Here is a 24160-nt window from a genome sequence, read left to right on the forward strand (position 1 = left end):
GATTTACCGCATGCCGCTTGCAGCAGCCAGTGCAGTCACGCCCACCACTATCGTGCTGGGCGTTTTCGGCATCGTCTTATCGCTACCCGCGTGGTTCTTCTTCCTCCGCGCGGCATGGCGTCTCTATTCCTTCATTACTTCTGGGCAACCGTCCCCAGGCCGCATGAATAACCCCGTGCGCAGAGCTTGGCAAACATGCAAGGAAGTCTTCTTCCACACCGAACTCATGCGCAAACCAGTCGTAGCTATTGCACATTGGTTTGTCATGTTGGGGTTCCTCTTTGGCTCTATCGTCTGGTTCGAGGCATACATCCAAACCTTTAACCCAGCAGGCGGCTGGCCTTTCCTCTCACATTGGCGTGCTTACCATCTTGTAGAGGAAATCTTGGCCCTGGGCACTGTCTTTGGAATTCTTTTCCTCATCGTGATCCGTCTCAACGCAGGCATACGCAGCCGTTTTTCCCGTTTTTATGGCTCCAACGCCAAGGCGGCCTACTTTGTGGAGGCTGTTGTCTTTATCGAGGGCCTCGGCATGGTTCTGGTGAAAGCCGCCAAGATCGCCACGTTTGGAGACGGCTCCGCCTGGGCGGATTTTTCCACGATTTACCTAGCCAAGCTCCTCCCCAGCAGTCCAGTTCTGGTCAGCGCCTTTGCCCTGGTAAAGCTACTCAGCGGCATGGTGTGGCTTATCGTCGTTGCTCACAACCTGACATGGGGTGTGGCATGGCACAGATTCCTGGCATTCTTCAACATCTTCTTCCAACGTCATTCTGACGGTAGCCCGGCGTTAGGCAAACTGCAGCCGATGTATTCGGGAGCGAAACAGCTCACGATGGACAACGTGGAAGAAGAGGATAGCCTCGGCGTAGGCAGCCTTGTAGACGCACCCTGGAAGATGCTTCTCGACGCCACCACGTGCACCGAATGCGGCCGATGCCAAGAGCAGTGCCCCGCCTGGCACACCGAAAAGCCTCTCAGCCCGAAGCTCTTTGTCACTGATATTCGTGACGCAGCAGTCACCCATTCCTCCTATTTACAAGACCCCACCGCCTTTGCCACGGATGATTCACACGCTCACGTCGACGTGCTCAAGTTAGTGGGAGAATCACATGTGATTTCCCCCGATGTTTTGTGGTCCTGCACTAACTGCGGTGCATGCGTCGAGCAATGTCCCGTAGACATAGAACACATCGATCACGTAGCTAATCTTCGGCGCTTCCAGGTCCTCGCAGAGTCTGACTTCCCCTCTGAGCTGACGGGGATGTTTAAAAACCTTGAGACTAAAGGCAACCCGTGGGGAAGAAACTCCATCGAGCGGAAGACGTGGATTGACGAGGCCCGCCGCGACGGCATCGAGGTGCCCGTATTAGGCGAGGATGTTACAGACTTCTCCGACACTGAGTACCTCTTCTGGGTAGGCTGCGCAGGCGTCTTTGACGAGGACGGCAAGAAAACAACGCGCGCCGTCGTTGAGCTACTGCACGTCGCTGGGGTTAAATTCGCGGTGCTGTCCAAAGGTGAAACCTGTACCGGCGATCCCGCGCGCCGCGCCGGTAACGAGTTCCTCTTCCAGATGCTCGCCGTAGAGAACGTGGATACCCTCAATAATGTTTTTGATGGGGTTCCACAGGGCAGTCGCAAAATTATCACCACGTGCCCGCACTGCTTTAACACGCTGCGCAACGAGTACCCGGACTTTGACGGACACTTTGATGTCTTCCATCACACCCAACTACTCAACCGCCTGGTACGTGAAAAACTCCTCACTCCGGTTCCGCGCCGGCCTGAAGATCGCAAGCCCATCACATATCACGACCCATGCTTCCTGGGCCGTCACAATAAAATCTTCGACCCACCCCGTGAACTTCTTAGTGCAACGGGGATGGAACTCACGGAGATGGAGAGAACCAAAAACGAGGGATTCTGCTGCGGTGCCGGCGGCGCCCGGATGTTTATGGAAGAAAAGCTCGGCACCCGCATCAATGAAAACCGTGCGGCCGAGGCCATCAAGACTGGCGCTCAAGAAATCGCCGTGGGCTGCCCCTTCTGTAACTCCATGCTCAGTACTGGCGTTAAATCCGTTGCCGACGCACAAGAAGCACCCAAGGTCCACGACGTAGCACTGATGCTCCGCGATTCCGTGCTTATCGATGGCCAGCTCCCCGAACCCAAGGACCGGGTATTCCTGGATCCACCCGTCCGCCAACCAAAGAAGAAGCCTGCGGCCACGCCGGAGCCTCCCACAGCTCAACCCACCGCAGCGCCTCCGGCCGCGCCACAACCGCCGTCTATTCCGGCACCGACTATCTCCACCCCACCAGGTGGAACCCCGCCGATGCCACAACCCCCACAGGTGCCTACTCCGACTGTGCCGCCTATACCGATGCCGCCTAGCGCTGTTCCGCCGGTAGCTGTTCCGCCTGCCGCCACACCACCGGCACCAGTTCCTCCAGCAGCAGCTCCCCCAGCGGCGGTGCCGCCAGTTGCAGCACCGCCTATCCCTGTTCCACCAAGCGCTGTGCCCCCGGTAGCCGTGCCACCAGCACCACCCGCGGCTGCACCACCTGCAGCCACGCCTCCGGGAAAGCAATCAGCGTATCCTGAGAATAATTCCAAGGAGCAGTAGAGCATCCCCCGCAAAGATGGAACTTTTTAGCAGTGCTATACGTTTGTCTTATGTGGTCGGGGCAAGCGCTTCTGCTTCGACCGGGAGCATAGTCTACAAGCGCAGATAGGTGGCCTGAGTGCGATGACGAACCCATATCAACCCGATTACCGCATCGGCGATGCCGAGCGCTCACAAGCGATGGATGACCTTGGGGTGCACTTCTCTGCCGGTCGACTCTCGTTTGAAGAATATGATGAACGCCTTAAACAGGTCACTCAAGCAGTTACCCGATCTGATATTTCTTTGCTTTTCGACGATCTCCCCGCTGCACGCTCGCCTAAGGAGACCGCCTCTCCCGCTAACTTCCTACCAGCTACGAATGTGCAAGGAACCCATTTCCCCGACACATATTCGACTAACGAAATCGATAATGCTTACTCCACCGGACGCAATATCCGCGGTGGAATTCTCGGACTCACCGGGATCACCGCAGTCACGCTCACTGCGCTCACGGAAACTGGCGCGTGGATAATGCTGGTCCCAGCCATCTTCATCATGTTGTATGTGATGAAGCTCGGACCAGAATCCTGGCATGCGCCCAGCCGGATGAAGCTGGACCGCCAGCGGATGAAGCAAGCCCGGATGCTCCAGCAGCAACAAGTCTTTGCCATCGAGACGCATAATGCACAGCAACGAGCACTCGCCCGTGCAGAGCGTAAACGCAAGCAAGACGAGCTCAACAGCATTGCCACAGAACTCGCAACTGACGCGCTTAAGCGATTCCGGGGGAAGAAGAACGGCTAGTGCCGGTGTTTATCCTTGCCGTGACGCATTCCGATATCGTGAAGTACCCCGTGGATGCGTTCGTCGACAAGCGAATACCGCACCTCACGTCCAAAGCGTTCCCCCTTAATTGCGCCCATGTGTTCCATGGCGCGGAGCGCTCCTGACGCAGTAGGGACCCGCACTCCTGCGGCCTCAGCGATCTCGGTGACTGTGGTGGCCCTCGGCCCTGCATAGTGCAAAACTACAAGAATGCGTAGCCGGGTCCGATCCCCCATGAGTTTAAAATAACCAGACCAGTCATCGGCTTGTTCCAAAAGGTCATACATACGGTGTACCTCTTTATCTCGGGGCGGCCGCCAACAAGGCAGCGGCGCCTTCGGGAGAACGGAGAATCTCTGCTTCTACGTTGAAAAACTCAGCAATATTGCGTGACGATAAAACAGTGTCTACCGGCCCCTCTGCGACACAACGTCCAGAGTGCAGGATAAGGGCAGTATCAGCATATCGTGCCACCAGGCCCAAATCGTGCATAACCGCCACTACAGTCAGCCCTTCTTGAGTGACCAGGCGGTGCAGCACCTGCAGCAAAGTCAGCTGATGTTCGATGTCCAGGTGGTTAGTTGGCTCGTCGAGAAGCAGCACGCGTGCCCCCTGTGCGAGGCCGCGCGCGATAGAGACGCGCTGCTGCTGCCCACCCGATAGCTCGCTCCACTGGCGTTCAGCTAGGTATTCCAGCCCAAGTAGTTCCAAGGCATGAGAAACACGGTCATGATCCTGCTTAGTCCTACGATGGAAAATTCCTCGACCAGCAACAGCACCCAGTCCCACGAAATCGACCACCGTCATATCCCCGTTGAGCGTGGCTACTTGGGGAACATAAGCCACGGTCTCCACTCGTTGCCGAGCCGACATACGAGCGAGAGGCTTATCGTCAAAAACCACGTCACCAGTAAAAGGGACCACTCCCGCCACCGCGTTTAACAACGTGGACTTTCCGCTGCCATTAGGGCCAACCAATGCCGTGATCGTGCCTGGTTGCAGCGTCGCGGTGACACGATGCACTGCGGCGGTATCGTCGTAACTAATACTGACATTTCTGAGATGTATCAAGGCTATTTCTTTCCTTTCTTCCATAAGAGGAAGAAGATCGGAACACCAATGAGAGCAGTAATAATTCCTACAGGGAGTTCTTGGCCCTTAAACAAGGAACGAGCAATCGCATCTGCCACTACCAGTAGAATCGCCCCTACTAAGGCGCTTATAGGGATTACCCGCACGTGAGCGCTGCCTACCACCAGACGAACCGCATGGGGAACGATAAGGCCTACGAACCCGATGGCACCCACAGAGGCGACCGTAGCGGACGTCATAAGGGCAACGATGACCAGGACAGCTCCCCGCGTCAGCACTACGGGAACGCCCATAGTGTGCGCAGTGGCGTCGCCAAGCCTCAACGTATCTAAATGACGCGACAGCGCCCACAAAGCAGCGATCGCCGTCATGCACACAATGGCTGTAACCAATAGCCCGTCTTGACGCGAAGCACCCAACGCACCCATAAGCCATGCCATCACGGCCTGAATAGAATCAGCGTCACCCTTGCCCATCATGATCAGGAATGTCACGGCCTGAGCGAACTGCCCGACCAACACGCCTGCTAGAACCACCTGTTGGGATTGGAAGCCCGAGCCCCGCAGCAGCATCAACAGGACCACAAAGGATCCCAGCCCGCCCAGCGCAGCGCCAGCCGTAAGCCCCAACACACCTTGAGTTCCGATAACCAGAACAACAACTGCGCCCACAGACGCGCCACCGCTGATGCCTAGGAGATACGGTTCCGCTAGCGGATTATGCGTGACAGTTTGCAAACATGCGCCGGCGACGGCAAGACCCGCCCCCACCACTATCCCCATCAAGATGCGAGGAATACGCAGTTCAAAAAGGATCGATTGCCTTAACAAACTGGGAGTATCGTATCCGGCGAATCCGAACGCCCCCATCACTTCATTCCAGCTTAACGACGCCGTTCCCACGAACACCGAACCAATCGAAAGGGCGATGAGCAGTATTATTCCGCCCATAACCACCAACGGAAACGCCGGACGAAACCGGCGTTTCTGAGGTGCAGAATCGATTCCTGGCGCAACCGTTTGTGTGGTTAATCCCGAATCAAGATCCACGTCTGAAGTAGTAATGATTACTTCATTTCTGCCAGCTTTTTGCTGACGATCTCTAGAGGCTCAATCGACCTCGCACCTGGGCTCAAACCAGCGCCTGGGACCACAATGAACTTGTCACCCTGAACGGCCTTCATGTTGCGAGTAGCAGGGTTGGACTTGAGGGCTTCGATCTTCTCAGTAGCCAAGTCGCCGGGAGAACCGCGGCCAGGCAAGTCCACCAAAACGATCACATCTGGGTCTGCATCTGCGAAAGCCTCCCAAGAAATCTGGGGCCACGCCTCATCGATGCCAGCAAACACATTGGTGCTTCCCGTTGCCGCGCTGATAGCACTGGGAATGCCATAGTTGCCCGCTACATACGGCGCATTATCAAAGATCGAATACAAGTATCCAACAGACTTATGAGAGTTGCCATTGGCTTCCTTGGCAGCCTTGACAGCGGCACGCTGCTCTTCGATCAGCTCCTTGCCGCGAGCCTCTTTACCCAACAGGGTTCCAAGCTGCTCGTAGTCGCGCTCCAAGACCGTGTACGGATCCTCATCAGGCTTAGCGCACTCTACGTTCGTGGTGAATGTGCCCACGCCCAGCTTGGAGTATTCTTCGCGCGTTCCCGTACCCGACTCAGTCCACACGGATTCAAATGGAGAAAGAACCAGATCTGGGTCGACGCCACGAATAGCCTCAGCATTAGGAATGGAATCCGAAATCACGGGGAGGTTCTTTGCCCGATCCTCATAGCGCTTCCAGTAGTGATCTTTGGTGTGTCCAACGCCCACGATGTCCTTTTGCACATCGAAAGCCAACAGCGTTTCCGTGGTTCCTTGTTCCACACTGACCAAACGGTGGGCAGGCTCCGAAAGGCTTACCTTGACGCCACAGTTTTCCACACTGACAGCCTGGTTGGCTTTAGCTGAAGAATCCGTCTTGTTGTCGCTGGTGTTCGAGCAAGCAGAAAGGGTGAGGCCTGCTGCGACTACCACGCTGGTTGAAATCAATGCCCTGCGGTGGCAGGAGAAAAAGCTCATCATGAATTTTAGTCCTTGGTCAGGAAGAATCGACCCCCGCCGATTCTCATACAATCAATTGACTGTAACCATACCTTTTATTCACGAGCTCCACGTAGGCATTGAGAAAAAACACTTTTCTCCCGCGTTTTTCTCCGCAAAGAATCCTACATCCCGCTAAAAATACAGCTCAAGCAGGTATTTTTCACATTCACCCCTACCCACCCCCAGGTTCACCTAATAAACCCATACTTTAAACCTATAAAGCAAGGGCATGGCTACGCAGACCCAGCAGCCTTCCGGCAAGGGCAATTGATTGTATGCGCCTGACCAGGGCGGCCCTCACCAAAGAATGCCGGGCACGCATCCGCCACCACAACAGCAGCGAACGCGCCCGCCAAAACAAACCTTTTCGCCCAAAACCGCACTTTCCTTAGCGCAGGGAGAGTAAATGCGACCTTAATCACCCTTGAGACCAGTCAAGTTCCAGCATTGAGTATCAAATTTTGCGATAGCGTGACAGCCTCGGCTTACACCTCAGCCATCTGCGCCAAAGATTATCAATTAGTTGATTGACAGTGCAAGTTGAACAGTTCATACACATGAGTTTGGCGGGCGACATACATGTCACCCGCCAAACATCCTTTGCTTTTGAGTATCACAAACTCATGTGCAGCGTTTTCGCTCCACTCTCGCTCTTAATACTGGCGCAAGTTAATAGGCCCTTGCCCTCGCGTCCTATTACGGACAACATGCGCTACATCTAGGATGAGCTCCATCAATTCTTCGGTGCGATTGCCCAAGGCCCTAAGCACAAATCCAGGCTTATCGCACTCAGAAATTGCAGCAACCACATCCGAGTTTTCCGCAGCATGCGCAGAAACGCGCTCCCGCACCGCTTCAATGAACTCAGAATCAATGTTCGGATCAAAGCAAATAGCAGTCGCAACATGCGTTTTACCACCCATCATCAGGTCAGCATCTTGAGCAAACTCTGATTCCAATGGGTTAATCCGCAGGTTGTCCACCAAAACGACTTCGCCGTCCATCCGAACCACAGAGCGGATATGGGCCTGCTTATACAAGAAGTTCTCACCCTCGGGCGACCAACCAGGGGTAATTACATCAGAGATAAACAGCGAGCCTTCTGGGTGAACATCCGCAGTAATCTGCTGACGGAAATCTGCATCCCGATACAAAATTAACTGATCAGGGACATACTCCAGAACGCCACCAGCATCTACTTTTATCTCAATATTCTGGACTACAAAGTCACCAGGCGTGCGGTAAACCTTGGCAGCCGACTGATCAGTCAGCAGCATCGAAGCGCCGGATTCCACTCCAAGTTTGAGTCGATATGCATCGCCACCCACGTATCCGCCACCCGGGTTAACGATGATGTAATACACCTGTCCCGAATCATCAAGATAGTGAGGGCGAACGATCTTAAGTGCCCGAGTATGGTACTGGGTCTTCGCAATCGACTTTCCGCCGCTGAGTCCAACACCCAGCTCAAGCACACCCATGTCCTCATGAGGCGGATCGTGCTCAAAAATTCCTTTAGCTACGTCCCACATTTAATCCGCCAGGTCAAGCATTAACACATCATGACGGATCCAATCGATGACCTTGTCCAGGCCCTCATCCGTCTTAAGGTTTGTGAGCACAAAAGGCTTATTACCACGGAAGACCTTGGAATCATCTTCCATCACCTTCAGGTCTGCGCCCACGTGGGGAGCGAGATCCGTCTTGTTGATCACAAACAAATCAGACTTGATCATGCCCTGACCAGCCTTGCGCGGAATCTTCTCACCTTGAGCAACGTCAATGATGTAGATAGAGAAATCCACGAGCTCAGGGCTGAAGGTTGCAGACAGGTTATCTCCACCCGACTCCATGAAGACCAACTCAAGATCAGGATGACGCTTAACAAGCTCTTCAAAAGCCGCATCATTCATCGACGTATCTTCACGGATAGCCGTATGTGGGCAACCACCGGTTTCCACACCAATAATGCGATCCTCTGGCAGAAGGCCTTCACGCGCGAGGATCTTTGCGTCCTCGGTGGTGTAGATATCATTAGTAATGGCAGCCATGGAGATCTCGCCATCCAGTGCACGGGTGATTCGCTCAATTAATGCAGTTTTACCCGACCCGACTGGACCGCCAACACCAATTTTAATAACACTCATCGTAGAACTTTCCTTCAATCTTCTTTTTAAGACATAAACATGCGGCTACGCAGCATCTCATGCTGCATCTGCGCAACTTCTAGCCGTGGGGCGACTACACCCAAATCTGCTACTCCGTGAGACATGGTCATCTCTGCAGCCTGCACGACAGCGTCATAAGCGCTTACTAGCACCCGCTGTCCAGCATCCTGTCCTAGTGGAATCGCACGGATAGCATTCTGAGTCATGGAATTAGCCATCTGCATGAGATACGCCATGACAGCTCTCTCCGGAGAAACGCCCTCCGAACCAAGGACCAAACCAGCAGCGATAGCAGGGTTTCCGCGCATCTCTCCCGCAGCTACGGCACGGCAGTACTCAGCCACCATAGGTTGATCAGGAGAAATGGTAGCTGCGACCTTGGACATGCGCTTTCCCATGGAATTCATGGAAGTACGCACTTGTTTAGGGGTTTGGCAAGCGTGAACCAACTGATCCAGCTCTTTCAAAGAAGCCTGTGCCTCCGCAAACTCCAGTTCAGCCTGTACCAGTTCAACGGCGAAACGCACCGCTAGAGCCTCGGCAAAGCTGGCCTGCCGCAGATAACCATGCAACCAGTGCTTATAAGAATCCGGATCGTGGACTTCATCTGCTTGGATGAAAGTCTCTAGACCTGCAGAATGCGCGAATCCTCCAGTAGGTAAGGCCGAGTCAGTAAGATGCCAGATAACTAACTCGGTCCGGGCACTAGTGGCTATGCTCTGCATGACGGAATGCCTCAGGCATAACATGGTCGCCTCGCGTGTATTCCACGCCCACGTGCTCCAGATAGTGCTCTACCGTGTGGTCAAATCGCACTACCATAGCAGGCTTACCAAAGGCACTGTCCTGGTCAAAGAACTGAGCCTGCAGGTGCCGATTGCCCAGAGTATGAGCGACAGCCAAGGCCTCTCGAATATCGCGAGGGGTGATAACCAAGACATCGGTGGCAGCGATTCGAGCCACAATCACCTTGTTGTCTTCTTTGGCCAGGATATCGCCATCCTTGATCTCACGGAGTTCATTGCCCAAACGCAATGCATGCTCTGCGCCACTTTCCGTGGTCACACGCTGCACACGCTTTAGGCGTGACTCATTATCAAAGATGACTGCATCCAATTCCAATGCATCACGCTCTGCTGATTCCAGGTCATTGAGGTTGCCCTGTATCTCAGTAATAATCATTTTTAAATGCTTTCTGCGAAGTTCGTTAAAAAAGGCGGAACCAGTGTACTCACACCGGCTCCGCCTCATTTCCTAATCCCAGCGAATTGTCCACATACAGTAGGACATTCCGGTGACTATCCGGATCAATACTAGAACAGGAAGTAACGCTGAGTCATCGGCAGCTCTGTAGCAGCCTCAGAAGTGACTTTCTCGCCGTCAACCGTCAACTCGTAGGTCTCTGGATCAACCTTGATATCTGGGGTTGCATTGTTGTGCTTCAGATCAGCCTTGGAGATCTCGCGCATGTTCTTTGCTTCAACGAACTTACGATCAATACCAAGCTTCTCCGGTACGCCAGCCTCGAAAGCTGCCGTGGGGAGGAAGGTAACCGAGGTACGACCAGCAGCTGCACCGCGAGCACCATAGGAGTAACGCATAGTACGTGGCTGTGGGGTCGGGATCGAAGCGTTAGCGTCGCCCATGATGGAGCGAGCGATGATGCCGGACTTGATCACGATGCTTGGCTTCACACCGAAGTAAGCAGGATCCCAAACAACCAGGTCAGCTAGCTTGCCTTCTTCAACAGAACCAATGGTATCTGCAACACCGGAAGCAATAGCTGGGTTGATGGTGTACTTAGCAATGTAACGCTTGATGCGCTCGTTATCGTTGGTAGCGGTATCGCCCTCAAGCGGTCCACGCTGCTGCTTCATACGGTGAGCAACCTGCCAGGTACGCAGGACAACCTCGCCGACGCGGCCCATGGCCTGAGAGTCAGAAGAGGTGATTGCCAAAACGCCCATATCGTGCAGGACGTCTTCCGCCGCAATGGTTTCCTTACGGATACGTGAATCAGCGAATGCAATGTCCTCAGGGAGGTCAGAGTTGAGGTGGTGGCACACCATGATCATGTCAAGGTGCTCATCCATCGTGTTCACGGTGAACGGAAGAGTTGGGTTGGTGGATGCCGGAAGAACGTTAGGAAGACCAGCTACCTTCAGGATGTCCGGAGCGTGTCCGCCGCCAGCGCCTTCGGTGTGGAAGGTGTGGATAACGCGGTCTTTGAAAGCCGCAATGGTGTTATCAGCAAAGCCGCCCTCGTTCAGGGTATCGGTGTGGATAGCAACCTGAATGTCCATCTCATCAGCAACGGTCAGTGCGTTGTCGATGGTGTTAGCGGTAGCGCCCCAGTCCTCGTGGATCTTTAGACCGATAGCACCTGCACGAATCTGCTCACGCAGACGCTCGGTGTTGGAGGCGTGGCCCTTGCCCAAGAAACCGACGTTCACGGAGAAGTCGCGAGAAGCCTCGATCATCTTGGTGATGTTGCCAGCACCTGCGGTAACGGTCGTAGCATTGGTAGAGTCCACTGGACCTGTTCCGCCACCGATAAGGGTGGTCGTACCGTTATCTAGTGCTGCTTCCACCTGTTCTGGGGAAATGAAGTGGATGTGCGTATCAATAGCACCAGCGGTGACAATCTTGCCTTCGCCACCGATAACCTCAGTTCCAACACCGACGATGATGTCGATGTTGTCCATAATATCGGGGTTGCCGGCTTTACCGATCTTCATGATCCTGCCGTCTTTCACAGCAATATCAGCAGAGTAAATACCGGTGTAGTCCACGATAATGGTGTTCGTGATAACCAGGTCTGGGACCTGATCTGCCTCGACGCGCGAGTTTTGACCCATGCCATCGCGGATAACCTTTCCGCCGCCGAAGGAAACCTCGTCGCCGTACTGGGTAAGATCTTTCTCGACAACGGCGATGAGCTCTGTATCAGCCAAACGGATTCCGTCGCCAGTGGTCGGACCGTTCAGTTCTGCGTACTGGCGCCGACTCATTTCAAAAGACATTGTGCTTTGCTCCTCTAAACCTTAATGTGCGCTGTTTGTGGGGTTGTTTTTGAATGCCTGCGCAGGTTAGTCAAGTTTTCCGTTGACTTTGTTGTTAAACCCGTAGACTTCGCGCGTACCAGCGAAATCGATGAGGTTAACGGTGCGCGAGTCGCCCGGTTCGAGGCGCACGGCGGTACCAGCCGGGATGTCGAGGCGCTTGCCCATAGCTGCATCGCGGTCGAATTCCAGCTCGGAGTTCGCCTCAGCGAAGTGGAAGTGCGAACCAACCTGTACTGGACGGTCGCCCTTGTTAGTTACCACGATGGTGATGGCTTCGCGGCCTTCATTCATGATGATGGGGGCAGTATCAGAGATGAAGTACTCACCAGGGATCATGTTGTGTCTCCTTTAAAGCTTCAGCGCCATTAGCGAATCGGTTTGTGGACGGTAACCAGCTTGGTTCCATCGGGGAAGGTGGCTTCTACCTGAACATCGGAGATCATCTCCGGTACGCCTTCCATGACTTCATCGCGAGTCAAGATAGTCACGCCCTCGCACATAAGCTGGGCCACGGTTTTACCGTCGCGGGCCCCTTCCAAGAGCTCAGCAGTGATAAGCGCAACTGCTTCTGGGTGGTTGAGCTTAAGGCCGCGCTCTTTACGACGTCGAGCCACATCAGCAGCCACAACAATCATGAGCTTATCTTGTTCACGTTGGGTGAGGTGCATGAGAATCCTCCATAGGAAAGTTGGATTATGAAAAGTTCCTCTACTTTACAGCGATAATGGAACTTCTTCTTTTCGGGTGCTGCACGCTCGCGCAAAAACACCCTTATCTCAAGGGAAGCCGGCACGTGAGGCAACCTCATGTGCCGGCTCGAGGGTTTTAGTTAGGGGCGATCATCTGGCAGGGGTTTCGCATCATCAGGACTACGTCCTGGCGCTAACCCTTCTCTTACGAGTTGCTCTTCTATGTTGTCCCCTGGCGCCGCTGGCGCCGCTGTTTTCTTCTTATTCCCAAAGAACTTGTCAAACAGCCCATTCTGATACATCACTGTTCCCAGAATCATAAGGATACCGACGAACTGCAGGATGGATGGGATCTCACCGAACAAAGGCCATGCGATAACAACGGAGCTCACAGGGGAGAGCAGGAGGATACCTGCAGACAGGGTCGGATCCAACCACACGGTGCCCCACTGAACGAAGGTCCATGCGATAGCCTGGCCCAGGATTGCGAGAGAGATCAGGGAGATCCAGTTCATCATGGTAAGCGGATCGCCAACAGTGTTCTCAGGATCAACCATTGGGAGCTGTCCGTTGACCAAAACGCCGTGGGTGAAGTCCAGGCCGCCACGTGGGGAGCCGATGTGTGCCCAGGTGAACGGAGCAACCATCTGTGCTGCCATGGTGTACATCATTGGCTGAACGTAAAGGTCCTTACGAGGAGCCGTGGTTCCTGCTTTACGAGAGAAGTAAAGGTAGAAGGAGTAGCAGATACCGGAGGTAAGGCCGAGCATGGTGCCCAGAGTAGAGGTCTTAATGCCATAGATTGTGGCAGGACCCGTAGCTTCTGCAGACTCAAGAACACCACCGGTGAGCAAAACGCCCACAAACATGATGGGAACGAGAATGAGGAATACCGGTGGAATCTTGTACTTGTCAAAGATCGCGGTAAGCATCGGCACAACGATAACCTGAAGGTTCAGAAGAATCGCAGCGATACCAGCGCCAACGTAGAAGATGGAGTAGTTCCAAGCGGTGAAGTCCACACCGAGGAACAAACCAGCGGCGATAGACATCGCCACCCCCTTCTTAGGAAGGGCTTGCTTGTTTTTGATTTCCCACAGGCCGATCGGCAACAGAACGAGGAAGCCAATCAAAACGCGTAGGAATGCCTGAGTTGCCGGATCCATGTTCGAAGCCTTGACCCAGATCGGGGTAAAGGCTAGGCACGCGGTGCCCAGGGCAATAATCAGGACTGCTTTGCCGTGTCCAACTTTTTTGACCGGCAGGGTCTGATTTAGTGATTTGGTCGCATTCACGTTTCGGATGCTACCGATAAATTCACAGTTCGCACTAATCTCACTGAGATCTCAGAAACCACCCCCGCTATGCAACTAACGCAACGCCCCTTAACTGCAGAAATGAATTTAAACTGCATGAAAATAACCCCGTAAACCGCCCCCTTCAGGGGGTATTGCGTAGATAACAGAAAAAACGGACTATGAACTAAGTCACTCTATAAGCGCGAACGATTAGATTGACCCCGTATTAACCCATATCGGACTAATGGCAGCGAAAAAACAACCATTAGCTCCCCCCCTTCTTTCAGCCCCACGACAAACGCAAATTGAACCCACAACATGGAGATTTAAAAAATTCAAACACCTGTTCGCTTTTGGAAAAACTTCATCTCGGCTTTTTATCCATCAAACGGTTGATTTACTATTATTTTTTAATATTTCCTGTTGGCGAACGAACACAAAGATTTTCACTGTTACGTATCGCACAAAATTTTGGAGACTTGGACTAGTGTTCTTGACCACTTTTCAAGGAAAACCCGCCCATTAAACGCATAACGGACCTACGTTTTCCGTAATTCTCTATAAGAATTTAAAGAAACAAGGCAGCCAATCATCGTCTCCAATAACCGCATTGTGGGTTTAACGGCGCGACGGCTCACTTTGTTCCCAAGTCCCGCGAAAGATACGTTTTCCGCGTTCCGCCATACTTCTGTGCTCTAGCAGCACCGGTGTCTCCCATTGATGTGTCCTTAACATTAGGGAACCACCCCGCGCAGCACCAACGGCCTGTTAATTGCCTCAGAAAAGTGGCAACATTAGGCGGGTGACTAAAAAAGACACCGCTCCCGAATCGATACTTATGGGCTCCGCCAGCAATCCGACGCGACGTAAACGTCGCGTCTTTGACCAGTCGGATAAGCTCAAAAACGTTCTGTATGAAATCCGTGGACCGGTGACTGCATTAGCCGAAAAAATGGAGCTTGATGGACACACCATCTTGAAGCTCAACACGGGCAATCCAGCAATCTTTGGTTTTGAAGCCCCCGATGTCATTATGCGTGACATGATCGCGGCACTTTCAACGTCGCAAGGCTATTCCACGTCGAAAGGCATCATTCCCGCCCGGCGCGCCATCGTCACGCGCTATGAGGTCATACCTGGTTTCCCGGCATTCGACGTAGATGACGTATATCTAGGCAACGGCGTTTCCGAGCTCATCATGATGACCATGCAGGCTTTGCTGGATAACGGTGATGAGGTCCTCATCCCTATGCCAGATTATCCTCTGTGGACGGCCGCGACCTCGTTATCCGGCGGCACACCAGTGCATTATCTCTGCGACGAAGATGACGACTGGAACCCCTCCATCGAGGATATTCGCTCAAAGATCACCGAAAAGACCAAAGCCATCGTGGTCATCAATCCTAATAACCCCACGGGCGCTGTCTATTCTCCTGAGGTCCTCCGAAATATCGTCCAGGTGGCCAGGGAACATGATCTGCTCATTCTGGCCGATGAGATCTATGACCGAATCCTTTATGATGGCGCCGTCCATACCAGCATCGCTGCACTCGCCCCCGACCTGCTGTGCATCACGTATAACGGCTTGTCCAAGGCCTATCGCGTCGCCGGATACCGTGCTGGGTGGATGGTTATCACAGGCCCTAAACACTATGCACGCGGTTTTATCGAGGGAATAGACCTGCTCTCTGGAACTCGCCTGTGCTCCAACGTGCCGGCGCAGCATGCAATTCAGGTGGCGTTGGGCGGACGACAATCCATCTACGATCTCACTGCTGAAGGCGGTCGTTTGTTGGAGCAACGCAACGTCGCGTGGGAGAAACTCAATCAGATACCCGGCGTCAGCTGTGTAAAACCCATGGGTGCACTGTATGCATTCCCCAAAATTGATCTGGACTATTACGACATCCACGATGACGCGCAGCTCATGCTCGATCTGCTTCGCGCAGAAAAGATTCTCATGGTTCAAGGCACGGGCTTCAACTGGCCCAAACCCGACCATTTCCGTGTTGTCACACTCCCCTGGGCAGCTGACCTTGCCGTAGCGATGGATCGCTTAGGCAACTTCCTCTCTAGTTATAAGCAGTAAGGGATGAGCGACAGTGGGAAGACATAGCATGAGCCAAGGAACAAATCCTTCACGTTCACAGCGGACATCACCGCAGCGTCAAGGCGTACGACAAGGCGGACACTCCGCTCGCAGTACTCAGCCTGCGCCGCGTCGTCGTTCCCAGTCAAGCAGTCGTTCCCACATCAGCGACCGTCCTCAAGCACGTAAACGTCCCCCATCGGGAAACCGCTCCCACACAGTAGCCCGTCCCCCGTCGCATCATCATTCCCGTGCAAGTAGCCGCTCGCGTATCAGCATCGGCGCGATACCTAAGCTAGCAGCGCTCTATACAGGGTCTTCGCGCCTTGAGCTGTGGCGACGCCTTCTGCTTATCTTCCTTATTGTCTGGGCAATAGCTACCGTTATTGGAGTAGCCAAACTATGGCCGAGCGGTGAACCCAATATTGCCCCCGAGTTTTACAAGACGTTCAGTCTTGGACAGAACCAAGTAAATGGCGAGATTGTTGCGGAATCAAAAGGAAGTTGTACCGCCCCAGAATCTGGAACAGTATTTACTACGTCACCACGCATAGTGCCCGGTTCGGATACCTCGTGTACTTGGTATATCGCTGAGATAACTGAGGGCGATGACGCCGGAAAGCGAACTCTTATTATCAATTCAGGGCAACCTGGTGAAGCAACGCTAGCCACAGGTGATCAGATTCGCTTACTGCAAGCTCAATCCAACGATGGGTCCGTCCACTATTCTTTCAGCGATTATCAACGCGCGCTTCCGCTAACGCTATGGGGAATCCTTATTGCAGGAGCAATCATTCTTTTTGCGGCACTCCGTGGTTTGCGATCCCTAATTGGGTTAGTGATCACCATGGTGGTCGTGATCGCCTTTACTCTCCCTGCGCTCCTTTTGGGTACTTCTCCTACCGGGATAGCCATATTCAGCGGTGCTGTTATTTTGTTCCTCGTTGTGTTCCTGGTCCACGGGTTTAACTGGAAATCCGCATCTGCATTAGGCGGGACGCTCCTTGCACTACTGCTTGCAGCACTGCTAGCCAATGTAGCAATCGACAATAACCAGCTCCGCGGCTTGGGCGATGAAGGTAACCTACAAATTCTGTTGTATTTACCAGATGTATCTGTCACTGGTTTGATGCTCTGCGGCTTTATTATCGGCGCTCTAGGTGTGCTCAATGATGTCACCATTGCACAGTCTTCCACCGTCAACGAGCTAGCAGAGCTGGACAACGACGCGTCCTGGTGGAGGCTCTTCCTAGGCGCAATGAAGGTGGGGCGTGACCATATTTCATCTATGGTCTACACCTTGGTCTTGTCCTACACGGGAGCTTCCTTACCGTTGCTGCTTCTTTTGTTTGCAGCTCATCGTCCATTCCTACAGACCCTGACCAGCGATATCATGGCCACGGAGCTGCTGCGCTCTGGAATTGGTGCTTTGACGCTCACCCTCGCGGTGCCATTAACCACAGCTATAGCGGCCCTCACAGTCCCTGAGCACAAGGATCGCACGTAGCATTCATTTTCCCGAGTGCGGGTGGGCATTCCGCTCTATGTTGCATATTATCGATTGCATGCAGAAACGCTGGGAAACCCGAGTAATCCTCTTTACAACGCAGTTAGCCACGATCTGGCTACTCATTGGATTGGTACTGAAACATATAAACCATGATCTCACCATAAATCTTGGTTTTATTTTCTCGTTATTCGGTTTCCCTAGTGCACCTACTCTCTTCATTACCATTTTGATGGTATTGCTTACCTCAGGAATGCTGCGCGGGCATCGAGGGGCATTGCTGTTTTACCTCTTAGGCTTCCAAGTACCTGATTTACTGTCAGGCATCATTTTCTTCGCCTTCGGGTTCTTCAATGATCCCGAGATTACCGGCGATGCTCCTCAATACACGATTATCGCGTTTGCGGTTTCTACGCTTTTTTCTCTGTTCTATCTTGTCTGCGGTTACCGGGCAATCAAGGACTTCCCTGCCAGGGTTGTCGGCTCTTGGGCACGCGCACTCAGCACATTAATCGTTGGCTTGATCATCTCGTTTGCTGTGATGTGGGGTGTTCTAGTTCTGCAAGAGCACCAAAACAGTGGTGCGGCAGCAGCATGGTCCTTCTTTACGGCCATCGGGCTCAGTCCTACAGAACCACCTTTCCCAACAGACTTGCACAGCCCTCACTTTATTCGCGTTATCGGCGGCATTCTTTCCTCTGTGGCACTTTTTGCGGCTCTTGCCATTCTCTTTGGATCGCGCAAACACGATGCTGCGACTGCTGAGGAACAGCTCCTGGCGCGTAAGCTACTGCTCAATCCCCCATCTCAAGACTCGCTGGCGTATTTCTCCACTCGCTATGATCGCAGTTTGATCACGTCCCCGGATGAAAAAGCTGCCGTGTCCTTCCGCGTTATAGACGGCGTATGTCTTGCTGCCGGAGACCCTATCGGTGACCCAGAATCCTGGCCCGCTGCAGTGGAAGCGTGGCGCCAGCATAGCCGTAAGAATGGTTGGGTCCTAGGTGCTGCTTCTGTTTCGGAGGCCGGAGCAAAAGCATACTCAGCAGCAGGCATGAGCGTTATCGCCCTTGGCGATGAAGCAGTGGTGGACGCAGAGAATTTCCACCTCAAGAACATGCCGGAAGTACGCAAGGAAATCGCAGGACCGCGCAAGGCCGGATATACCGTCCGGGTACAGCGTCAATCGCAAATCCCAGCCGAAGAACTACAGCGTTTGTCTCAACTCGCTGAGACTTGGCGGCGTGGCAACGAACGCGGATTCACGATGGCTTCCGGCCGTATCGGTGACCCTCGGGACTCACGCACGGTGCTCGTCACGGCTCACGATGCCGAGGACAACGTCATGGGGTTGCTTTCCTTTGTCCCATGGGGACGCCGAGGTCTCTCCCTGGACGTTATGCGTCGAAACCCTGATGCGATCGGCGGCGTCACCGAGTTTATGGTGACGGGTCTCGCGCAGGAAGCTGGCAGCCTTGGAGTAACCAAGTTCTCGCTGAACTTTGTTACTTTCCGCGAGGCTCTTGACCGTGGCGCCTATGTGGCTGCTTCTTTGAGGGAGCGGTTGTTGCTCAAGCTACTTCTTCTTTCCTCGCGTTGGTGGCAGATTCAGTCGCTGTATCAGTCCAACATCAAATATCACCCCCAGTGGCAGTCACGTTTCCTGTGCATCGATAATGGCTTCCACACTGCCCGCGTCCTCATTGCCTTTGCTAGTGGTGAGGGATTCCTGCCGTGGATGAAGGAACATGGGGCTCCTGTGGGAGATCCCGAGGAAATCGTGGCTCTTGAAGCCGCAGCCCTCATGCCGGCCATCGAACCGCCAGCGCTGTCAACTCAGGAGCGCATGCGCAAGACAAAGCTGGAGGAGCTCGAGGCCCTCAACATGCAGCCTTATCCACCAGCAGTACCTCGGACTACGTCGATCAAAGAGCTGCTTGCATCAGGCGATTCGGAGGCCCCGATCTCGGTCACCGGTAGGGTCACGTTTATCCGCGATCATGGTGGAGTGCTCTTTGCAGATCTGGTTGAGGAACACACAAAGCTCCAGCTGGTGATTGAACGCACCACAGAGCAGACGCTGCGTTTGTTTAAACGCTTGGTCAGTCGTGGTGATCTGATTTCCGCGACAGGTCAGTTGGGAACGTCTCGCAATGGAACGCGCTCTCTGCTGGTTTCTTCCTGGGATATGGCAGCTAAGTCACTTACTCCGATGCCGCGCGTACCGCTCAGCAATCCTCACTTGCGGGCTAAATTCCGCCACATGGACTTTGCGCTTAATCAAAAAGCCACGGACATTTTCATGGCTCGTTCCAAGGCTGTGAGCGCAGTGCGTTCTGTACTGCAGGAACAGGGGTACATGGAAGCCGAAACACCTATTCTGCAGACGATCCACGGTGGAGCAAATGCCCGCCCCTTCAGAACTCATATCCGCGCATACGACCAAAATCTCACGCTGAGGATTGCGCCCGAGCTGTATCTCAAGCGTCTCGTGGTCGGCGGCATTCCTCGTGTCTTTGAGATAGGAAGAAACTTCCGCAACGAGGGCGTGGACGCCACCCACAATCCCGAGTTCACGTCGCTGGAGGCCTACCAGTCTTATGGAAACTGGGACACCATGCGGATTCTTACGGAAGACCTCATTCGTTCCGCAGCGATCGCAGTCTATGGAAAACCAGAAGTAACTACAGCGGACGGCCAGGTCCTTGATCTGAGCGGATCCTGGCCCGTCGTGCCTGTTTATGATGCGGTGTCCGAGGCCGTCGGCACGCATATTTCTCCGGACGCGGATGTCTCCGAATACGCAGACATCGCAGAAAAATATAACATCACCGCAGCCACCGTGGGCGATCTGGTCAACGAGCTTTACGACGAACTCATCGAGCCAAACACCGTCTTCCCCACCTTCTACGCGGGCTTCCCAGTAGAAACCTCTCCTCTCACCATGGCAGATCCAGATCAGCCGCGCATCGCCCAGCGTTGGGACCTCGTGGCCTGCGGAATGGAGCTAGGCACCGCCTACACAGAGCTCGCGGATCCGCTGGAGCAGCACGCTCGACTTTCCGACCAGTCCCTGCGCGCCGCCGGTGGCGATGCCGAAGCCATGGAGTTGGATGAGAACTTCCTCAAAGCCCTGCAGTTTGGCATGCCGCCCACTGGTGGTCTCGGAATCGGAATCGACCGCCTGGTCATGTTCCTCACCGGCCAAAACATCCGTGAGGTGCTCTCCTTCCCCTTTGTTAAACCAGATACGGACGGATCAGCTCGGGGCTGTTAACGGGGAACATATGATTCTCGCCGCGTAGGAACACAGTTTCTGCGCGGAGCTGTTCCCCTAGCTTTCGTTGCGACTCCAAAAAGCCACGCTGCCAACCCAGGCCCGCGCCCACCAGCAGCGTGGTTTTTGCCATCGGTGCAGGGTTCTTTCCCTCAAAGGCAGTAGCTAAACGACGCTGCCGTGCCTCCACTTTGAGGAATTCATCAAAGAGAAAACGTGCATTATCTTTCCCCCCAAAGCGACGATACAACTCCGAGAATCTGCCATTGGACTCACCGCTAGCCACTTGGGTGAGTTTATGCCCCAGGGGGAAGAGCTCGCCCAGGGCGGCACTCGTTCCTTCTTTAAGCCATTCTGGGACCAGCCTTCTGCGCACGTGCACAGGTTCGGAGGGGTCGGCAAGGACCAGCCGATCGACTTCCTTGGGATACAGCCAGGCCCACTCCATGGCGACCAAACCTCCGACAGAATGGCCAAAGATGTTGATCTTTTCGCCGGGCTGTAAATGCTCGCGCAGATCAGCGATGGAAGAGCTCAACGGTTTCTCCCAGCTGTCGAGGATTTTGGCGTCAAACCCCGAAACGAGCTCTTCGTAATTATCTGTTGGGCATGCCCACCCTGGCAGAACGATCCACATGCTTAAGCAGAATAATCGAAGATGTGATGATGAGTATGCAGGCAAAAATTGCTTGGCCTCGTTGCTCGTATCCCGTAGGCGCCTGGATTGCCGTCGCAAAAAGCAAAGCCACAGTTGAGGCTATAAAACCAACCCCGGCGACCGCAGGGATGAGGGCCCACTTCCTCGGAGAGGAAAGTTCCTTCCATACGAAAATGATTGCCGCTATGCCGATTGCCCCGTGTCCCGAAACCGCCAAGCTTGAGGCAAAAACATGGGCGTTAAGATGCGACTGTACGGGACAGGTGGGAAGCGACTCTGCGCAAGGAAGCGGAAACAAAACATCCAAGATTGTCGCCGCGCTAGCCACAAGCAGACCCCCCAAGATCGTCTTCTGGTGCCATGTCCACCGATCACGCAGCGCACCGACAGAAACAAAGCAAAGTACTCCGGCAGTGACGAGTACGGCAGAAAGCACATCACTACCGGCAAAAATCCAGCGCAAGGGGCTATCCGCTGCTGCATATTCTGAAAGGTACGCATATTTGGGGTTCAGAGGATAACCATAGATGGCTTCCGTAATAAAAGAGGCGTATGCCACCCCACCGAGAGCCAACAGTATCTTTCCGAGGTACACCATGCGCATTAAGAAATTCTAACGCACATGTGCTTCAGTCCACCCCCTGATACGCCCGAAGGCCTGCCATCCATCACGACGGCAGGCCTTCTTATTCTTCTCTTTACGCTTGTCAGGGATTGTTCGCGCCCGGTTTTTCAGCTGCAGATGTTGTTCCAGTCTCTCTGGACTCATCTTCCACATCCGCCTGTCGGGTTTCGCCATGATGCACCTCCTTCACGTGCACCTAGTGAGCTTAGACCCTCCGACCCCGCTGGTACAGCGTCCAGCCAGACCAGCGCAGCTTATCCACAACATTTCTGGCATCAAGGATGTTCTTCTTCCGAACCAGCCCCTCGGCAAAACGCGGATCCAGGGAGACAAACTCCGGCCATTCTGTGGCGAGGACGATCGCGTCGGCGTCGATAAGCGCCTGCGCAACAGATTCCACGTAGTCGAGTTCTGGCGCCACGCTGCGGGCAGTGCACATCGCCTGCGGATCGTAGACGCGCACACATGCGCCTTTATGCGCAAGCTGCTGCGCCAAAGCCAACGCCGGCGACTCCCTTACGTCATCCGACCCTGGTTTGAAAGCACAGCCCAAAAACGCTACCTGGGCATCACACAAATCCCCAAGCATGTGATTAAGCGCATCAGCATAAGCCCTGGGTAGCTGTCTATTGAGTTTCTCCACACCCCACAGCAGCTCAGCAGCCCCCGCGGCACCCATGTCGCTTGCCGTGGCAGCGAATCCTCTCACGTCCTTGGGCAGGCAACCCCCGCCAAACCCGAGGCCAGAACCCAAAAACTCCGCACCAATACGCGCATCACAACCCATCGTCTGCGCAACCGCAACCACGTCCCCGCCCTGCGCCTCACACACCTCTGCGATCGCGTTAATAAAACTCACCTTGGTAGCCAAAAAAGCATTAGCTGCCAACTTGGATAGCTCCGCCGACGCAAAATCCGTGACAATCAAAGGAGTGCCACCAGCCAACGCCTCCGCATACACGTCCCGCAGAATCGCAACAGCGCGCCCCTCGGGGCGAGATCCCAGCACGATACGGTCCGGCCTTAGCGTGTCCCCGACAGCATGACCTTCCCTCAGAAACTCGGGATTCCACGCGAGTTCCACGTCAGCATCCGGGTGGCTCAACTCCCTGCACAGCCGCTCCAGCCGTGCGGCCGTGCCCACCGGCACTGTCGATTTCCCCACGATGAGATGCGTTCCACGCAGTAACGGCACCAGAGACCGCAGCGCCGACTCAACAAACCCTGTATCAATGCTTGCCGACGCCAGCGATCCTGGCGTTCCCACCGTAATAAAATGCACGCTCGCACTCTGAGCGGCGTGAGAAATATCGGTCGTGAAATCCAGTCCACGCCCATTATGGCGCGCCAGTAGCTCGGCGAGGCCTGGCTCAAAAAAGGGCGGGTTTCCGGCACGCAACGCAGCTACTTTTGCCGCGTCGATATCAACCCCTACGACCTCATGGCCCAGTTCGGCCATACAGGCAGCATGAGTCGCACCAAGATAACCCGTCCCGATGACGGAAAGCTGCATCTGACTAGTTACGGAAGTTCAAATACGCCTTCGAGGGAGTAGGACCACGCTGCCCTTGGTACTTAGAGCCCAAAGCACCCGTGCCATAAGGCATTTCTGCTGGAGAAGTCATCTTAAACAACGCCAGCTGGCCCACCTTCATCCCCGGCCACAGGGTGATAGGAAGATTAGCCACATTGGACAGCTCCAACGTGATGTGCCCTGAGAATCCCGGATCAATAAAACCAGCAGTCGAGTGTGTTAACAGACCTAGGCGTCCCAGCGACGACTTCCCCTCCAAGCGACCCGCGATATGAGCAGGAAGCGTGAACTTTTCCAAGGTCGCACCCAGGACAAATTCCCCAGGGTGCAGAACAAACGGCTCCCCCTCCGGTACTTCCACCAGACTAGTCAACTCGTCCTGCTGCAGCATTGGATCAATGTGGGTGTACTTGGAATTGTTAAAGACCCGGAAGAAACGGTCCATGCGGACATCAATGGACGATGGTTGGATCAACTCTGGATCAAAAGGCTCAATGCTGAGCTCACCAGCGTCAATTGTGGCTCGAATATCGTGGTCTGAATAAAGCACGGAACTAGTCTACGTGCTTCGACGCCCCTTTTGGTAACACCCCCGACTATTCGTGCTAAACTAACTCTCGTTGCTTA

Annotated in this window: 22 protein-coding genes; 5 read left to right on the forward strand and 17 right to left on the reverse strand. The window is 54.1% G+C overall.

Annotation, left to right across the window (positions count from 1 at the left end):
- Positions 1–10 precede the first annotated feature (10 nt).
- The gene (locus tag CKV68_RS05515) at positions 11–2626 is read left to right on the forward strand and encodes a (Fe-S)-binding protein (protein WP_095075760.1); all 2616 of its coding nucleotides are present in this window, start codon (positions 11–13) and stop codon (positions 2624–2626) included.
- Positions 2627–2749: 123 nt separating this feature from the next.
- On the forward strand, positions 2750–3412 hold the full coding sequence (locus tag CKV68_RS05520; RefSeq protein ID WP_095075761.1) for a DUF1707 SHOCT-like domain-containing protein: 663 nt from the start codon (positions 2750–2752) through the stop codon (positions 3410–3412).
- On the opposite strand, the gene CKV68_RS05525 is transcribed toward CKV68_RS05520, so the two are convergent.
- From CKV68_RS05525 to CKV68_RS05580, 12 genes are all read right to left on the reverse strand, one after another.
- Positions 3409–3720 carry an ArsR/SmtB family transcription factor gene (locus CKV68_RS05525; RefSeq protein WP_013912483.1) on the reverse strand — a complete coding sequence of 104 codons (312 nt, stop codon included), beginning with the start codon at positions 3718–3720 and terminating at the stop codon, positions 3409–3411. The genes CKV68_RS05520 and CKV68_RS05525 overlap by 4 nt on opposite strands.
- 13 nt (positions 3721–3733) lie before the next feature.
- On the reverse strand, positions 3734–4504 hold the full coding sequence (locus CKV68_RS05530) for an ABC transporter ATP-binding protein (protein WP_013912484.1): 771 nt from the start codon (positions 4502–4504) through the stop codon (positions 3734–3736).
- A 2-nt stretch (positions 4505–4506) separates the two neighbouring features.
- Positions 4507–5574: a FecCD family ABC transporter permease gene (locus CKV68_RS05535; RefSeq protein WP_014836864.1), complete on the reverse strand. Its 1068-nt coding sequence runs from the start codon at positions 5572–5574 to the stop codon at positions 4507–4509.
- A 17-nt stretch (positions 5575–5591) separates the two neighbouring features.
- On the reverse strand, positions 5592–6602 hold the full coding sequence (locus tag CKV68_RS05540) for an ABC transporter substrate-binding protein (protein ID WP_013912486.1): 1011 nt from the start codon (positions 6600–6602) through the stop codon (positions 5592–5594).
- Between the two features lie 674 nt (positions 6603–7276).
- Positions 7277–8155: an urease accessory protein UreD gene (locus tag CKV68_RS05545; protein ID WP_095075762.1), complete on the reverse strand. Its 879-nt coding sequence runs from the start codon at positions 8153–8155 to the stop codon at positions 7277–7279.
- Positions 8156–8770: an urease accessory protein UreG gene (gene ureG / locus CKV68_RS05550; protein ID WP_013912489.1), complete on the reverse strand. Its 615-nt coding sequence runs from the start codon at positions 8768–8770 to the stop codon at positions 8156–8158.
- 26 nt (positions 8771–8796) lie between these two features.
- Positions 8797–9516, reverse strand: coding sequence for an urease accessory protein UreF (locus CKV68_RS05555; protein WP_014836867.1), 720 nt, complete (start codon positions 9514–9516; stop codon positions 8797–8799).
- Positions 9497–9973 (reverse strand): urease accessory protein UreE, encoded by a 477-nt coding sequence (locus tag CKV68_RS05560; protein WP_014836868.1) that lies wholly within the window; start codon positions 9971–9973, stop codon positions 9497–9499. The genes CKV68_RS05555 and CKV68_RS05560 overlap by 20 nt, the downstream gene beginning before the upstream one ends.
- Positions 9974–10104: 131 nt before the next feature.
- Positions 10105–11814 (reverse strand): urease subunit alpha, encoded by a 1710-nt coding sequence (ureC, locus tag CKV68_RS05565; protein ID WP_013912492.1) that lies wholly within the window; start codon positions 11812–11814, stop codon positions 10105–10107.
- Positions 11815–11880: 66 nt separating this feature from the next.
- On the reverse strand, positions 11881–12192 hold the full coding sequence (locus tag CKV68_RS05570; protein ID WP_013912493.1) for an urease subunit beta: 312 nt from the start codon (positions 12190–12192) through the stop codon (positions 11881–11883).
- 29 nt (positions 12193–12221) lie between these two features.
- The gene (locus tag CKV68_RS05575; RefSeq protein WP_013912494.1) at positions 12222–12524 is read right to left on the reverse strand and encodes an urease subunit gamma; all 303 of its coding nucleotides are present in this window, start codon (positions 12522–12524) and stop codon (positions 12222–12224) included.
- 161 nt (positions 12525–12685) lie between these two features.
- Positions 12686–13840, reverse strand: coding sequence for a DMT family transporter (locus CKV68_RS05580; protein ID WP_014526342.1), 1155 nt, complete (start codon positions 13838–13840; stop codon positions 12686–12688).
- An 841-nt stretch (positions 13841–14681) separates the two neighbouring features.
- Here CKV68_RS05580 and CKV68_RS05585 point away from each other — a divergent pair.
- From CKV68_RS05585 to lysX, 3 genes are read left to right on the forward strand one after another with little or no spacing between them, the layout of a single operon-like run.
- Complete coding sequence (locus CKV68_RS05585) at positions 14682–15932, forward strand: pyridoxal phosphate-dependent aminotransferase (protein ID WP_048517540.1); 1251 nt, start codon at positions 14682–14684, stop codon at positions 15930–15932.
- Positions 15933–15960: 28 nt separating this feature from the next.
- Positions 15961–17439: a YibE/F family protein gene (locus CKV68_RS05590; RefSeq protein WP_038619474.1), complete on the forward strand. Its 1479-nt coding sequence runs from the start codon at positions 15961–15963 to the stop codon at positions 17437–17439.
- A gap of 37 nt (positions 17440–17476) precedes the next feature.
- Entirely contained in the window at positions 17477–20716 is a 3240-nt protein-coding gene (lysX, locus tag CKV68_RS05595; RefSeq protein WP_095075763.1) for a bifunctional lysylphosphatidylglycerol synthetase/lysine--tRNA ligase LysX, read from the forward strand.
- Here the strand turns inward: lysX and CKV68_RS05600 are convergent.
- Genes CKV68_RS05600 through dcd form a run of 5 tightly spaced genes read right to left on the reverse strand, consistent with a single transcriptional unit; the run spans position 20679 to position 24083 of the window.
- Positions 20679–21353 carry an alpha/beta fold hydrolase gene (locus tag CKV68_RS05600; protein WP_231910413.1) on the reverse strand — a complete coding sequence of 225 codons (675 nt, stop codon included), beginning with the start codon at positions 21351–21353 and terminating at the stop codon, positions 20679–20681. The genes lysX and CKV68_RS05600 overlap by 38 nt on opposite strands.
- Positions 21313–21978, reverse strand: a complete 666-nt coding sequence (locus CKV68_RS05605) for a DUF998 domain-containing protein (RefSeq protein WP_095075764.1) — start codon at positions 21976–21978, stop codon at positions 21313–21315. Before CKV68_RS05605 ends, CKV68_RS05600 begins: the two co-directional genes overlap by 41 nt.
- 9 nt (positions 21979–21987) lie before the next feature.
- Positions 21988–22173: a hypothetical protein gene (locus tag CKV68_RS05610; RefSeq protein ID WP_014836873.1), complete on the reverse strand. Its 186-nt coding sequence runs from the start codon at positions 22171–22173 to the stop codon at positions 21988–21990.
- A gap of 31 nt (positions 22174–22204) precedes the next feature.
- Complete coding sequence (locus CKV68_RS05615) at positions 22205–23512, reverse strand: UDP-glucose dehydrogenase family protein (RefSeq protein ID WP_095075765.1); 1308 nt, start codon at positions 23510–23512, stop codon at positions 22205–22207.
- A gap of 4 nt (positions 23513–23516) precedes the next feature.
- On the reverse strand, positions 23517–24083 hold the full coding sequence (gene dcd / locus CKV68_RS05620; RefSeq protein WP_013912502.1) for a dCTP deaminase: 567 nt from the start codon (positions 24081–24083) through the stop codon (positions 23517–23519).
- Positions 24084–24160: the final 77 nt, after the last annotated feature.

It is taken from the genome of Corynebacterium ulcerans, from assembly GCF_900187135.1.
Classification (GTDB): domain Bacteria; phylum Actinomycetota; class Actinomycetes; order Mycobacteriales; family Mycobacteriaceae; genus Corynebacterium; species Corynebacterium ulcerans.

What these genes read in the sequence shown, in the direction of transcription:
- CKV68_RS05545 (WP_095075762.1), bottom strand. Translation starts at nt 8,155, where the DNA reads ATGTGGGACGTAGCTAAAGGAATTTTTGAGCACGATCCGCCTCATGAG.
- ureG (WP_013912489.1), bottom strand. Translation starts at nt 8,770, where the DNA reads ATGAGTGTTATTAAAATTGGTGTTGGCGGTCCAGTCGGGTCGGGTAAA.
- CKV68_RS05525 (WP_013912483.1), bottom strand. Translation starts at nt 3,720, where the DNA reads ATGTATGACCTTTTGGAACAAGCCGATGACTGGTCTGGTTATTTTAAA.
- CKV68_RS05590 (WP_038619474.1), top strand. Translation starts at nt 15,961, where the DNA reads ATGAGCCAAGGAACAAATCCTTCACGTTCACAGCGGACATCACCGCAG.
- CKV68_RS05610 (WP_014836873.1), bottom strand. Translation starts at nt 22,173, where the DNA reads ATGGCGAAACCCGACAGGCGGATGTGGAAGATGAGTCCAGAGAGACTG.
- lysX (WP_095075763.1), top strand. Translation starts at nt 17,477, where the DNA reads ATGTTGCATATTATCGATTGCATGCAGAAACGCTGGGAAACCCGAGTA.
- CKV68_RS05600 (WP_231910413.1), bottom strand. Translation starts at nt 21,353, where the DNA reads ATGTGGATCGTTCTGCCAGGGTGGGCATGCCCAACAGATAATTACGAA.
- CKV68_RS05555 (WP_014836867.1), bottom strand. Translation starts at nt 9,516, where the DNA reads ATGCAGAGCATAGCCACTAGTGCCCGGACCGAGTTAGTTATCTGGCAT.
- CKV68_RS05585 (WP_048517540.1), top strand. Translation starts at nt 14,682, where the DNA reads ATGGGCTCCGCCAGCAATCCGACGCGACGTAAACGTCGCGTCTTTGAC.
- CKV68_RS05575 (WP_013912494.1), bottom strand. Translation starts at nt 12,524, where the DNA reads ATGCACCTCACCCAACGTGAACAAGATAAGCTCATGATTGTTGTGGCT.
- CKV68_RS05515 (WP_095075760.1), top strand. Translation starts at nt 11, where the DNA reads ATGCCGCTTGCAGCAGCCAGTGCAGTCACGCCCACCACTATCGTGCTG.
- ureC (WP_013912492.1), bottom strand. Translation starts at nt 11,814, where the DNA reads ATGTCTTTTGAAATGAGTCGGCGCCAGTACGCAGAACTGAACGGTCCG.
- CKV68_RS05520 (WP_095075761.1), top strand. Translation starts at nt 2,750, where the DNA reads ATGACGAACCCATATCAACCCGATTACCGCATCGGCGATGCCGAGCGC.
- CKV68_RS05570 (WP_013912493.1), bottom strand. Translation starts at nt 12,192, where the DNA reads ATGATCCCTGGTGAGTACTTCATCTCTGATACTGCCCCCATCATCATG.
- CKV68_RS05560 (WP_014836868.1), bottom strand. Translation starts at nt 9,973, where the DNA reads ATGATTATTACTGAGATACAGGGCAACCTCAATGACCTGGAATCAGCA.
- CKV68_RS05605 (WP_095075764.1), bottom strand. Translation starts at nt 21,978, where the DNA reads ATGCGCATGGTGTACCTCGGAAAGATACTGTTGGCTCTCGGTGGGGTG.
- CKV68_RS05615 (WP_095075765.1), bottom strand. Translation starts at nt 23,512, where the DNA reads ATGCAGCTTTCCGTCATCGGGACGGGTTATCTTGGTGCGACTCATGCT.
- CKV68_RS05540 (WP_013912486.1), bottom strand. Translation starts at nt 6,602, where the DNA reads ATGATGAGCTTTTTCTCCTGCCACCGCAGGGCATTGATTTCAACCAGC.